The following is a 13,650-nucleotide window of genomic DNA, read 5'->3' on the forward strand; positions in this document are numbered from 1 at the left end:
CAGTAGTCGTTTGATGTTAACTGCTTATTTTGTCATTTTTAAAAGTTTTAAAAGATCTTCTGATGCTGCTTCATAGGAGGAACTTTTAATATTTTTCTCTATACTTACAATAAGATTGAGTGCCTCAGGATTTGTAACCGTTAGGATTTTAACATTGCCTTTAAACATTTCATTCATTTTTTTCTTTGCCTGATTGAAGTTATCATGACTTTCGCTCTGTGAATCCTCAACTCCCTCGGGTTCTCCCTTTCCAGACATACCCTCGGTTCCGCTTAATACGTCATTTTGCATCTGATCATATTGGTGGGAGGTAGTTTGCTTTTCTTTCCTTGCTAATATGACAGAGTCATCGACGACAAAGACCTTGACACCAGTAATACCTTCTCCTTCCAAAATTGACTCAAAGTAGGAAGAAACGCCACCTTCATGAATGCCAGAACTTCCAATTGAACTATATATGTCTTGACCCATACCATTGTTCGTGGTCCCGTGTTCATTGGTTGTTTCCGTTTTTTCACCAGATTCACTTGGAATAATTGAAGGATCATTCAGATTCGTATCTGTTTGATAATGGGAGACATTGTTTATATCTGCTCCATCAGGTTGATTTGCGTCTATAGCTTCTTCTTGCCCATTAGCGCAGGCTGAAAGCACTATCGCAATCCCTAAAATAAAAGCCATTGCCTTACCTTTCCATATCTTCATAGGTTTTCCCTCCATTTTAACGATTACCTCTATATTGCCCTAAAACTTTTCATGTATGATTGGATTTTTTTGTAACATAATAAAATAAGTTTATTGATAAAGAGGTGAATTCTATGGCTGATGATAAACAAAATGAAAAATCGGAAAGCGAACGATTGTCCCGCAGAAAATTTATTAAGAACTCAGGATATGCAGTTGGCGGTCTAGCGGTTGGTGGGGTTATTGGTAGTGTGATTCCATGGGATACCCAAGAAAAAACAACACCACAAACAAATAATAAGAAGACAACTAACTTTACCCATGCCTTAATGAATTTTAGCCAGGCAGAATTTAAAATGGTTGATGCTGCGACGGAAAGAATTTTTCCAAAAGATGAAAGCGGTCCAGGAGCAAAAGAATTAGGAGTGGCCTATTACATTGACCATCAATTGGCAGGTTCATATGGATTAAATGCTAGAGATTATATGCAACCGCCATTCTATCATGGTGAAAAAGTTCAAGGGTATCAAGGCAGGCTTAGGCGAAAAGAGATTTTTCGGATTGCTTTAAAAGAAATGCAGAATTATAGTCAAAAAAAATATAAAAAGGGATTTATAAGTTTAACCAATGAGGAACAGGATACTATTTTGACAGATTTTGCGGAGGACAAGGTTAACGTGAAGACAGTATCTACGAGTGGATTCTTTGATTTGCTTCGCAGTATGACATTAGAAGGGGTATACAGTGACCCGCTTTATAGTGGCAATATTGATATGGACGGATGGAGAATGCGGAATTATCCAGGTAATCAGATGAATTATACAGATATCATAGAAGGTGATTTCAAGGACATACCCCCAAAAAGCCTCCGCGACCATATGTAAGAAGAAAAGCGAAGGCGACTGCTTAGCGACGTACAGATAGATGGGCATGTGAAATGTACGGTGATCTTTCCGTACGTTCAACAGGACCAACTATCTGCTAGTCGCTAGGAGCCGCAGCTAGACAAGAAAAGCGAAGGCGACTGTTCAGAAGCGGACGCATAAGCAAGGAACCGAGAAACGCATGGGTTTTGCGTTTGAAGTGTTCATTGATTATGACGGCAGCTTCTAGGAGGCGCAGCTAGACAAAGAAAAGCGAAGGCGACTGTTCAGGCGCCGGAATTTATAATTTCAACTTAAATATGAGGTGATGAAATGGTCAAAAAAATGCCGAAAACAGATGTAGTGATTGTCGGGGTAGGTTGGGGTGGAGGTATCATTGCTTCCGAACTTACGAAACAAGGGCTAAATGTTGTAGGTTTAGAAAGAGGTCAAGAGAGACATACGGAAGATTATTATATGGTACACGACGAATTGCGATACGCAGTTCGATATGAATTGATGCAGGATTTATCAAAGGAAACACTAACATTCCGTAGTAATCAAAAAATGCGTGCACTTCCAATGCGCCAGTATGGTTCCTTTTTAATGGGGAGTGGCCTTGGTGGAGCAGGTGTTCACTGGAATGGTCAAACATTCCGTTTCCTTCCCTATGATTTTAATATTCGAAGTGCAACGATTGAGCGATATGGTAAAAAGAAAATCCCAGCCGCTATGACGATTCAGGATTGGGGTATTACGTACGATGAGATTGAACCGTATTATGATAAATTTGAAAAAATGGCTGGAATTTCTGGTGAGGAAAATCCATTGGGTGGTAAACGATCAGATAAATATCCAACACCTCCAATGAAGCACTCCCCACAAATGAAAATGTTTAAGAAGGCAACAGAAAAACTAAATTATCATCCATATACTATTCCTTCAGCGAATTTATCAGAAGCCTATGAGAATCCAGATGGTATAGCGAGAGCGGCATGTCAGTATTGCGGTTTTTGTGAACGTTTTGGTTGTGAGTATGGTGCAAAAGCAGACCCCGTTGTCACCGTAATTCCAGTCGCAGCAAAAACAGGGAAATTCGATCTCAGAACGCATTCTTGGGTGAGAAGGGTATTACATAACGGTGAGAAAGCAACAGGTGTACTTTATACCGATGTGACAACTGGGGAAGAAATTGAGCAGCCTGCTGATGTTGTTGTGCTTACCAGCTATGTATTCAATAATGCTAGATTATTATTGAACTCAAAGATAGGTCGACCGTATAATCCTTCCAATGGAACAGGCGTTATTGGTAAGAATTATGCCTACCAGGTTGTAAAAGGCGGGGCAACTGGTTATTTTGATGATCAAAAGTTTAACAACTTTGCAGGTGCTGGGGCACTTGGAATGGTGATGGATGATTTCAATGGTGATAATTTTGACCATTCAAATGTAGACTTCATTCATGGTGGCTATCTGAGTCTTACACAAACGGGGCTCCGGCCAATTCAAAACAATCCGATTCCAAGTGATTCACCGACCTGGGGAAAAGAATTTAAACAAAACTCGCTAAAATATATTAATCAAACATTGTCTGTGGGGGCAATGGGAGCAAGTTTGCCTTATAAACACCATTATCTGGATCTTGACCCAACATATACGGATACATTTGGTGATCCGATTATTCGAATGACATATGACTTTGAGGAACAAGATCGTCAACTTGCCAAGTTTACAGCTAAAAAATCTAGTGAAATTTTGCAGGAGATGGGAGCAGATAAGGTTGATTCCATGGAGGAACTCGGACCCTATAATATTACCACATACCAATCCACCCATAATACAGGCGGTGTGATTATGGGTGCTAACCCTGAAACATCAGCAGTCAATAATTATTTGCAAATGTGGGATATGGATAACATGTTTGTCGTTGGGGCATCCGCATTTCCGCACAATGGCGGTTATAATCCAACAGATACAGTTGGTGCACTCGCTTATCGAGCAGCGGAAGGTATCATGAAATACAGTAAAAGCGGCGGGATGCTTGCCTAATAGCTGGGTATACTAGCAAAACAACCTGATTTCACCAGTAAAACCAGACAAACCATCCAAGTGGAAGGAAGGTGTTAGATAATGCTTTCAAACATTGGTGTACCAGGATTGATCATTATTTTGGTTATTACCTTAATCATTTTCGGTCCAAAAAAGCTTCCGGAAATCGGATCAGCATTTGGAAAGACACTGTCAGAATTTAAACGAACTACCAGCAACATTATGGATGATGAAGATGATTCAACTAAGTCAAATAAAAGTCGTTCAGAGGTGTGATTTTTTAATGTGTAAGTAAAGTATAAAATGTGACATTGAATATTTTGGTCACTATGCAGGGGGACGTCCAGCTCCAGCGCGATCCATACGTCGCTAAACGGGCGCTTACGCTTTTGTTCGCGTATTACTTGAGCGCTATCCTTAATGAGGTTAGTGCTTATTTTTCGTGAAAAATTTAAAGGAAGGCACATTATGCCTTCCTCATGATCTATTCATTCGATAATTTTAACAAATCAAGAATCTTAAAGAATATACTTAGAATGATGGCGACGATTGTTGCTAAGCCCATCCCGGTTAGTTCCACTCCTCCAAGATGTATCGTTGCGCCACTGATTCCAATCACGAGAACTACTGTGGTAAGGATTAGGTTCTGTGAACGGCTGTAATCAACATTAGCTTCTACTAACATCCGTACCCCACTTGCGGCAATAATTCCGAATAGGAGAATTGAAATTCCGCCCATAACAGGTGTTGGAATGGAAGAAATCAATGCTGCCAGTTTTCCACAAAATGAAAGGATTACAGCTATTACTGCCGCCATACCAATAATCCATGTGGAGTATACCCTTGTAATAGCTAAAACACCGATGTTTTCCCCATACGTTGTGTTAGGTGTTGCACCAAAAAAACTTGAGATAATAGTAGAGATACCATTACCAGCCAACGATCGATCAAGGCCAGGATCCTTTGTTAAATCTTTCTTTACTATATTTCCTGTTACAAATAAATGTCCGATATGCTCAGGTATAATAACGAGTGCAGCAGGAAGGATAACGAGAATTGCTGACCAGTCAATTTTCATTTGGTAAAAGGTAGGCATGGCAAACCATGCGGCCTCTTGAACCTTTGTTAAATCGACAAGTCCAAAAGCAAAAGCAATGAAATATCCAGCGACAATTCCAATTAGGATAGGAATAATTTTTAAAAATCCTCGTAAGGTTACCCAACAAATAATTGTGATTGCTAAGGTTAAGAATGAGACAAGTGCTACTTTAGGATCGATTGCCCATGTCGCAGCAGCGTCCGCTGGGGCAATCCACCCGGCCATTTCTGCTGCTGTTGGTACAAGCTCAAGACCAATTACTGCAACGATTGCACCCATTGCTGCAGGTGGGAAGATTACATCTATCCATCCGGTTCCTGCAAATTTCACAATCAGAGCTACTAGACATAATACAATCCCAACAACCAGGAAGCCTCCTAGAACATAGCTATAGCCTGTCCCACCCGAATATTGTCCTAATACCAGAAACACTGGTGAAATGAAGGCGAAACTCGACCCTAGATACGCAGGAATTTTTCCTTTTGTAATAAATAAGTATATTAAGGTTCCAATCCCGTTCATTAACAGAATAGTTGCAGGATTAACATTGAAAAGTACAGGTACTAATACGGTTGAACCGAACATTGCGAATAAATGCTGAATGCTAAGTGGTAAGCTTTGTAAAAATGGTAAACGTTCATCAACTTGGATTTCATGTTGTGCCATGTTTTTCTCCCCCTTTAGAAATGCGGTCCATCGATTACAATCGTTATTAGAAAAACTCGGCATTCGCCTCGTCCTTAATAGCGAATGACGAAGTATTTCTTATACTGATTTCCTAAGAATCCTTTATACTCCTTCAGTGAAACAAAAAGACACCTTGCCTAATTAGGCAAGGTGTCAGTGTATAAATAAACATCCCGAAAAAAGGAATTAATTCCTCTCGAAATTTATTTAAAAAACAGATATCATCTGTTCCACCTTGCCAGTCTCACAGGACTGAATTAAAGGTAACCGTATGAACTTATCTTAGTTATTATGACAATATCTGCAGAGTGTGTCAATCATTTTTTTGAACTGGAAATGATTGTAATTAATAGTTTAGGGTTTTAAGCATAGCTGCTTTTTCACCTTCATATTATGGGAGTAGGAGGTGACGATAATTGGTGGATAGACAAGAAGTACATAACTATGGGGAACTGACGTATCCTGATGGCATGCTTTCCATCATACGTAATGGTTTGCCAGAGGCTTCAGGTCCAAAAAACGTGACAATTATTGGAGCGGGTATGTCTGGTTTAGTAGCGGCTTCGTTGTTAAAAGCCGCTGGTCATCATGTTACAATACTTGAAGGAAATAACCGGATCGGTGGAAGGGTTTATACAGTAAGAGAAGCTTTCACACCAGGTAATTACTTGGACATGGGTGCCTTACGATTTCCCGATTCACACGAGCTAGTTATGGCGTACATTCAAAAATATAATTTACCAATTAATCAATTCTTTAACACTACTGATGAAGATCTTTTATTCGTTAACGGTATTTTGACGACTGCCACTTACTATGAAAAAAATCCCGATGTATTACAATTCCCACTGCCTCCAGAAGAACTGGGGAAAACCGCAAGAGAATTATTGCAAACTGCTGTTCAGCCCTTCCTCAACCTATACGATAGCAGTACTCCTGAAGAACAGGAAAAATTACGGGATAAATTTGACCGTTATTCATTTGAAGATTTTTTACGCTTTAATCCATTTGGGGATAGCCTATCATCAAATGCAATCCGAATGATAAAAGTGGTTCTTGGTCCTGAAGGATTTCCAGAGTATTCATTTATCGATATTTTATTTGATATTATTGGAACAGTCTTCGATCCTAATATAAAATTTTATGAAATTACTGGTGGGAATGATCTGCTACCAAAGTCTCTTTTTCCAGAATTACAAAACAATATTATTTTCAACCAAAAGGTCAATCGAATTTACCCAAAGGAAAATGGGGTTACAGTGACTACCCGAGATTTATCAACTGGCAATTACCATGCATTTGATAGTGACTATACAATTGTGACGGTACCATATTCCGTATTTCAATTTATCGATGTTTATCCATATCATTCGATTTCCTATGAAAAATGGAAAGTAATAAGAGAACTTAATTATGTACCATCTGTCAAAATTGGTTTGGAATTTAAATCAAAATTTTGGGAAAAAGAGGGAATTGGAAATATTATTACTGACTTTCCTACACGTTTTACATATAACCCTAGCCATGATATTGGTGAAGCAGGGCCTGGCGTGATGCTTGCGAGCTATAGCTGGGGTAACAATGCCTTGCTCTGGAATAGTTTAGATGAGGAGGGTAGAATAAGAGAAGCGTTAAGTGGTTTGTATAAGATTTATGGCGAACAGGTGTACAGGGAATACATACAGGGAGCCACGTTTAGTTGGAGTCAAAATCAATTTTCAGCAGGTTGTTTCACCTTATTTGCACCAAACCAAGCCTCAGATTTTGGTGAAGCCCTTTATCTGCCAGAAGGTAGAGTTCATTTTGCCGGGGAGCATACATCGTCCTTTCATGGCTGGGTCGAAGGTGCTATTGAATCAGGAATACGGGCTGCTTATGAGGTTAATAATAGAAATGATTAATAGATAAAAAAACTAGTTTCCCCCACAGGAAACTAGTTTTTAAAGTTTTTTCGGATAGAGGAATGATGAATCGATCCAGCTGAAGGCAGCTTAACTAATTAATATCCACTGCCGAAGCTGCCGCCGCCGTTTACAAAGCCGCTTGCTCCAACAATAATAAGCAAAATAAAGAGTACCACGATTAACGCAAATCCTCCGTTGTTTCCACCGTAGCTCATTAAAGTTTCCCCCTTTCACAGTAGGATTAATACTATGTTATGATTTGCAAGCGTTGATGTATTGGACATTTATTGAGTTTTAAGTGAAATGGGTGAATAGCGGGGGAAAGCTGTCATACATAGTGTTAGGCGATTATCTGTAACTTTAATATCCATTTACCTTCTTGCCAACAACAAAAAAGGTTATAATGAATAATGAACTTGAAATAGAGAGGATTTTAATTTTTTATGAATAATGAAATATATAAAGCATCTGATGAAAACATGAAACCCTTTTTGCAAGAGGCTTGGAATGCATCTGGTTTTGGTGCTCCAACAATTATCCAAGAAAAAACGAGTGCATTAATAAGCGAAGGGCATGACGTTATTGCAGAAGCGCCAACAGGAAGTGGAAAAACGCTTGCGTATTTATTACCACTTTTACAAAAAATCGACGCAACCAAGAAACAAATTCAGGTGGTTATTTTAGCATCTAGCCATGAACTTGTAATGCAAATACATCAGGAAATTCAAAAATGGTCTAAGGGCAGTACTATTATAACTGCATCCCTGATCGGTGGAGCAAACATCAATCGGCAAATCGATAAATTAAAAAAGAAACCGCAAATTGTGGCTGGCACACCTGGGCGTGTTTTTGAATTGATCAATAAGAAAAAAATAAAAATGCATGAGGTTCAAACGCTTGTATTGGATGAAGCGGATCAATTGATTGTTCCAGAGCATTTGAATACAATTGAAAACATCATAAAAACAACACTGAAAGAGCGGCAGTTATTGTTATTTTCAGCAACACTTCCACAGACAATGGAGGATGTTGCTAAACCATACTTGAATGATCCAACGGTAGTTCGTGTTCAAGAATCAGAAACGAATAAACCGAAAGTTGATCACGTTTATATTTTGTGTGAAGCACGTGACAAAATGGACATGCTAAAAAAAATTACAAACATACAAGGTTCAAAGGTGTTAGCGTTTATGCGAGATATTGGAAATCTATCTGTTGTTGCAGAAAAATTGACCTATAAAGGGCTAATTGTTGGAGTTTTGCATAGCGACACAGGCAAAGAACAGCGTGCTAAAGCATTAAAAGCATTTCGAACATCTGATAAAGCGTTGTTACTGGCAACAGATGTCGCTGCGCGTGGGTTGGATATTGTGGATTTAACTCATGTCGTTAATGTTGATTTGCCCAAAGACATTACCCAATATACGCATCGTTCCGGAAGAACTGGGAGATTAGGATCAACAGGGGGCACTGTGGTTTCGATAATTGAGCCATATGAGCTAAAACGATTAGAAAAATTTACAAAAGAGCTTGGGTTTGAACTAAAGGAAAAAGTGCTATATAAAGGGACTCTTACAGATACCAACTAGTTAGTATTGGCTATAGTACATCTACATTAGTTTTATGAAAGAAGTTTTTGTGGAGAGACATCTCTGCACGAAAACTTCTTTTTATAATTTTAAAAAATTAAAGTTAAAGAAACGGAAAATAGTATTGACAATACATATTAAGAACGATATCATTTAAATACGTTTTCAATAAAGAACAAAGTGTATTCTATAGACTTTTGAACGAAAGTTGGTGAAAACATGAAAAGAAAATGGAAAAGACCAGTGTTAGAGGTATTGGATTTTAGCATGACTATGAAAGGTTGGCACGATGATGGGCATGATCATGGTGATGATTGTGAACATAGTGGTGGTGGAGTGATCGGTGAAAGTTAATTTTATTCGTATTATTTTCGCCCTTATACAGTAAGTATAAGGGTTTTATGCTTGCCGCCACTATATACATAATAATTAGCAGAATTCGGGTGATTGACATGTATGGATTAGTTAAAACTAAGCGACAGCAAAAGAATTTTGAAATTACTTGGGAATTTTTTTGTGATCAATTTGGTTGGCAAAATGACCCTTACGCTGAGAATGGATGCAGATACAACCTTTACTTACTTGGAAAATGTTTTTATAGAAGAAATAAGGTTATTGGAACAATTGAGTTTATTCCATATGACCCAAAAAATCCAAATAGTACGGTAGAGAAAAGGTTTTCCTTTTCTAAATTTGATGAAATAAGATTATATCATAATAGAATATGGGAGATAGATAAGCTATGTATTCATAAGGATTATCAGCGGAAAGGACATTTTCATGATTTTTTACAGATATTATACGATCATGCTTTAGAATATAAGCCCAAATTCTATGTGGCACTTATTGAAAAGAAGCTTTACCGGATGCTTAGAATCTCATTTGGCCAGAGAGTAAGACAAAGCGGGGATGCGTTGGTTGGGCCGACTACTGAATTAATTCCAACAGTTATCGAAATAAGTGAAATGATGAATGACAAGGAATATGTGAAAAAGGTATTAGAGAACTAGATAAAAGAAGTAGCAATTAATAACGTCTATTTAAAAAAGTTTAACTATTGACATGTTCTTTATCAAGAACTATAATAAGCATTAAGCAGAAGTTTATATCTTTACGCATATTTATAATTTAACTACATATCTATGATTTATCTAACATAAATTTTTTTAAACAATTTGTTCGTTATATAGAATTAAAGTGTTTATTTTGACTTACCCATTTCAGTAAAGAAAAAAGGTGATACTAATGAGTAGAGTGAAACGGGATACGCTTATTGGGAATATAAAGGGAAAAGAAATTAATCTAAAGGAGTATTATTTAACCATTAAGAAGCGTCTCTGGATTATAGTCGCTGTAACAATCATTTCAACATTAGCCGGATATTTCTATAGTAATTACAATAATGTCCCTTTATATCAGACTTCCACAAGAATAATTATAGGATCAGATAGCGGGGATATGAGCACGCTCATGGTTATGATTAAAGATCCTATTATTATGGAGAAGGTTAAAGATGAATTACTGCTAACACGATCTACCGAGTCAATAGCTGAAGGGATTAGTGTTGAAGTAATAAATGACTCTCGAGTAGTTAAAATTTCAGTTATCGATCAAAACTCAAAGACTGCTGTAGAGATTGCAAACGCGACAGCAGAAATATTTAAGCGTGAGATCGTGAATATCTTAGATTTTAGAGGTGTTCAATTATTATCTGCTGCAAAGGAAAATCCCGTTCCCATTAATGAGACACAGAACAGAACTATTATAATAGCATTTGTGTTTGGGATAATTGTTGGGGTTGGATTGGTATTTTTGATGGATTCTCTAGATGGAACTGTTTACCATGACAGTGATGTGGAAGACATTCTAGAGGTACCAATATTAGGTATTATCTCCAATATGAATAGAAAAAAGGTAGTTGACAAAAATAGGAAAGTTCCAGTTTTAGAATCGAGGGGGGAGACAGTTGGTATTGAGAAAAGGAAGGCAGAAGGCTACTAGTAAAAAAAACTATCTCGTTACATACTCTAATCCAGATTCCATGATTTCTGACCAATTCAGGGCAATTCGTACAAACATTAACTTTTTAACAGAAGATAGAAAGAATCGGTTATTTATCATAACTTCACCGGGTACTGGGGAAGGGAAATCAACGACAACAGCAAACTTAGCAGTTTCGATGGCTCAACAAAAAGAAAGAATTCTTTTGATGGATGCGAATCTAAGAGATCCTATTATACATGACATATTTAAAATACCGAACGAGGTTGGATTAACGAGTATACTTTCCGGCAAAGCACATTTAGATGATGCTGTACAGAAACCAGGGATTGGAAAACTTGAGATCTTAACCAGTGGAGAAACGACCTTCAATCCAGCAGAGTTGCTAGGTAATACAAGAATGACTGAACTACTTAAAACAGTAGCTAATACGTATGACATTGTACTTATTGATTCTTCACCATTATTGACATCCACAGAAACGAGAGTATTAGCCAATCAATGTGATGGAGTTGTTTTAGTATTAGGTCGTGGAAAAACGGAGCTTGAGAAGACCATTGAATCCAGACGGGTTTTAGATCTAGCCCATGCAAATCTAGTAGGTGCAATAATAAACGAAAAATAGAAATGTGAAATTTTTTTACCTTTTATGTTCTTTATTAAGAATTTACTGTGCGTTTTAAATTAGTCTTTAGGTGATGTCTTCTTACCTTTATCAATGAAGGCACTCGGTCATGCTGTGGGTTGAAAGAAACCTTAGACGCGTTTGTTGTCAATAGTGTGATGTGAGGTTGGGTTTGATGCCCATTATTTTTATACATATATCAAATTCTTATGTTTCCAACAAAATGTTCTTATGTATAAGGTTTTATTAAAAACCTTATACATAAGAATTTTTTACATTGAATTGAAATGGGAGGAGGAAGTTCATGACATATCGACAGAGGCTGTCCTTATTTATCATACTTGATTCCTGTATTGTATTGACAGCCATATTTATAAGTGGATTTTTAGTAAATGCAAGCATTCAGGTTATTACATTACCAATCGTCATCAGTTCGATTACTATTTTATTTTGTCATCATATTTTTTCTTTTAAGTTAAAGCTTTATAAGAAGGCATGGGAGTATGCAAGCATTGGTGAATTGTTAGTGATTTTTAAAGTGGTGTCATACGCCATTTTATTTGCGGTGATTGTCCAGCAACTATTTATACAGGAAATCTATTTTAGGATGCTAGCTGTTACATGGTCGCTCCATATGTTGTTTATAGGGGGATCACGTTTTATGTGGAGACTTTATCGTGATTCATTTATTTATAAATCGGATAACAAAAAGAGAACATTAATTGTTGGCGCCGGGTCAGCAGGTACAATGGTTGCAAGGCAACTTTTAAAGGATAACGATAGCAATCTCTTACCTGTTGCTTTTATCGATGATAATATCAATAAACACAATTTGGATATTTTAGGGATTCCTGTTGTTGGAGGAGTTGGCAAAATAGAAGAATTGGCAAAGGAACTCGCTATTGAAAATATCATTATCTCAATTCCGTCACTTCGTAAAAAGGAATTAACGAACATTTTTCAGGAATGTGCAAAAACAAATGTAAAAACGAAGATTCTTCCACTACTCGAAGATTTGGTTACTGGTAAAGTCTCCATAAATCAATTTCGTGATGTTCAGGTTGAAGATCTTTTAGGAAGAGATCCTGTTGATATCGATATTGCTGGTATCTCAGAAGATATCACCAATAAAGTAGTCTTAATCACAGGAGCAGGTGGTTCGATTGGATCTGAAGTGGCACGTCAAATTTCAAACTTTCATCCTAAACAGTTAATTTTACTTGGCCATGGTGAGAATAGTATTTATTTCATTGAAATGGAGTTAAAGGAAACATTTGGAAATAGCCATATTGAATTCATTACAGAAATAGCAGATATACAGGATGCAAGTAAGATGCGGGCAATAATGAAAATGTATAATCCTGATGTTGTTTATCATGCAGCGGCACATAAACATGTGCCACTAATGGAACGTAATCCTGAAGAAGCTGTTAAAAATAATATGATCGGAACAATGAATGTAGCGATTGCTGCCAGTTGGAACAATGTGAAAACCTTTGTAATGGTTTCAACTGATAAAGCGGTCAATCCAACAAGTGTCATGGGGGCATCTAAGAGACTATCAGAAATGATTGTACAAGGAATGAATGAGAAAAATCATACAAAGTTTGTTGCTGTTAGATTCGGCAATGTGTTAGGAAGTCGGGGAAGTGTTATCCCTTTATTTACAAAACAGATTGAAAAAGGTGGGCCAGTAACCGTAACCCACCCCGACATGGTCCGTTATTTTATGACCATTCCAGAAGCATCGAGATTAGTGATTCAAGCAGGTGCGCTTGCAAAAGGTGGCGAAGTTTTTGTCCTAGACATGGGGGAACCGGTTAAGATTGTGGATCTTGCGAAAAACCTTATTAAATTGTCAGGTAACACTGTGGAAGATGTTGGAATAGAATTTTCTGGGATAAGACCAGGAGAAAAGTTATTCGAAGAGCTATTAAAACAGGATGAAATCCAGGAAGAACAAGTATATCCCAAAATCTACGCCGGCAAAGCAACAGAACTATACTTATCTGAAATTGAGGAAATCATAACCAACTACACCAATTTAGACAAAGACACACTAAGGGAAAAGTTATTAACCCTAGCTAATCAAAATGCAGCGATTCAGACAAAGCCAGTTATGTCAGTATCCATATAAAGGAGTGTAGAA

13 protein-coding genes are annotated in these 13,650 nt (G+C 37.4%); 10 read left to right on the forward strand and 3 right to left on the reverse strand.

Features of this window, described 5'->3' with window-relative positions; translation table 11 throughout:
• Nucleotides 1-24 precede the first annotated feature (24 nt).
• The gene (locus tag LG329_RS18410) at nucleotides 25-705 is read right to left on the reverse strand and encodes a hypothetical protein (protein ID WP_404452311.1); all 681 of its coding nucleotides are present in this window, start codon (nucleotides 703-705) and stop codon (nucleotides 25-27) included.
• A 113-nt stretch (nucleotides 706-818) separates the two neighbouring features.
• Between LG329_RS18410 and LG329_RS18415 the strand changes: the two genes are divergently transcribed.
• The 3 genes from LG329_RS18415 to LG329_RS18425 all read left to right on the forward strand — a co-directional run bounded on the left by LG329_RS18415 (nucleotide 819) and on the right by LG329_RS18425 (nucleotide 3,872).
• Entirely contained in the window at nucleotides 819-1,568 is a 750-nt protein-coding gene (locus LG329_RS18415; RefSeq protein WP_404452312.1) for a gluconate 2-dehydrogenase subunit 3 family protein, read from the forward strand.
• Nucleotides 1,569-1,880: 312 nt separating this feature from the next.
• Complete coding sequence (locus LG329_RS18420; RefSeq protein WP_404452313.1) at nucleotides 1,881-3,596, forward strand: GMC family oxidoreductase; 1,716 nt, start codon at nucleotides 1,881-1,883, stop codon at nucleotides 3,594-3,596.
• A gap of 81 nt (nucleotides 3,597-3,677) precedes the next feature.
• On the forward strand, nucleotides 3,678-3,872 hold the full coding sequence (locus tag LG329_RS18425) for a twin-arginine translocase TatA/TatE family subunit (protein WP_404452314.1): 195 nt from the start codon (nucleotides 3,678-3,680) through the stop codon (nucleotides 3,870-3,872).
• A 208-nt stretch (nucleotides 3,873-4,080) separates the two neighbouring features.
• On the opposite strand, the gene uraA is transcribed toward LG329_RS18425, so the two are convergent.
• Nucleotides 4,081-5,361, reverse strand: a complete 1,281-nt coding sequence (gene uraA, locus LG329_RS18430) for a uracil permease (RefSeq protein WP_404452315.1) — start codon at nucleotides 5,359-5,361, stop codon at nucleotides 4,081-4,083.
• Nucleotides 5,362-5,801: 440 nt separating this feature from the next.
• Between uraA and LG329_RS18435 the strand changes: the two genes are divergently transcribed.
• On the forward strand, nucleotides 5,802-7,283 hold the full coding sequence (locus LG329_RS18435; RefSeq protein WP_404456771.1) for a flavin monoamine oxidase family protein: 1,482 nt from the start codon (nucleotides 5,802-5,804) through the stop codon (nucleotides 7,281-7,283).
• Between the two features lie 98 nt (nucleotides 7,284-7,381).
• Here LG329_RS18435 and LG329_RS18440 read toward each other — a convergent pair whose 3' ends face one another.
• The gene (locus LG329_RS18440) at nucleotides 7,382-7,501 is read right to left on the reverse strand and encodes a YjcZ family sporulation protein (protein WP_404452316.1); all 120 of its coding nucleotides are present in this window, start codon (nucleotides 7,499-7,501) and stop codon (nucleotides 7,382-7,384) included.
• Between the two features lie 228 nt (nucleotides 7,502-7,729).
• Here LG329_RS18440 and LG329_RS18445 point away from each other — a divergent pair, with 228 nt between their 5' ends.
• The 6 genes from LG329_RS18445 to LG329_RS18470 all read left to right on the forward strand — a co-directional run bounded on the left by LG329_RS18445 (nucleotide 7,730) and on the right by LG329_RS18470 (nucleotide 13,638).
• The gene (locus tag LG329_RS18445; RefSeq protein WP_404452317.1) at nucleotides 7,730-8,875 is read left to right on the forward strand and encodes a DEAD/DEAH box helicase; all 1,146 of its coding nucleotides are present in this window, start codon (nucleotides 7,730-7,732) and stop codon (nucleotides 8,873-8,875) included.
• Between the two features lie 219 nt (nucleotides 8,876-9,094).
• The gene (locus LG329_RS18450) at nucleotides 9,095-9,229 is read left to right on the forward strand and encodes a paeninodin family lasso peptide (protein WP_404452318.1); all 135 of its coding nucleotides are present in this window, start codon (nucleotides 9,095-9,097) and stop codon (nucleotides 9,227-9,229) included.
• Nucleotides 9,230-9,327: 98 nt separating this feature from the next.
• The gene (locus LG329_RS18455) at nucleotides 9,328-9,885 is read left to right on the forward strand and encodes a hypothetical protein (protein WP_404452320.1); all 558 of its coding nucleotides are present in this window, start codon (nucleotides 9,328-9,330) and stop codon (nucleotides 9,883-9,885) included.
• A gap of 235 nt (nucleotides 9,886-10,120) precedes the next feature.
• Complete coding sequence (locus LG329_RS18460) at nucleotides 10,121-10,876, forward strand: YveK family protein (RefSeq protein WP_404452321.1); 756 nt, start codon at nucleotides 10,121-10,123, stop codon at nucleotides 10,874-10,876.
• On the forward strand, nucleotides 10,842-11,501 hold the full coding sequence (locus LG329_RS18465; protein ID WP_404452322.1) for a CpsD/CapB family tyrosine-protein kinase: 660 nt from the start codon (nucleotides 10,842-10,844) through the stop codon (nucleotides 11,499-11,501). Before LG329_RS18460 ends, LG329_RS18465 begins: the two co-directional genes overlap by 35 nt.
• 304 nt (nucleotides 11,502-11,805) lie before the next feature.
• Nucleotides 11,806-13,638 (forward strand): polysaccharide biosynthesis protein, encoded by a 1,833-nt coding sequence (locus tag LG329_RS18470; protein ID WP_404452323.1) that lies wholly within the window; start codon nucleotides 11,806-11,808, stop codon nucleotides 13,636-13,638.
• Nucleotides 13,639-13,650: the final 12 nt, after the last annotated feature.

The organism is Virgibacillus necropolis, assembly GCF_044793635.1.
In the GTDB taxonomy this organism is placed as follows: Bacteria; Bacillota; Bacilli; order Bacillales; family Amphibacillaceae; genus Virgibacillus_F; species Virgibacillus_F necropolis_A.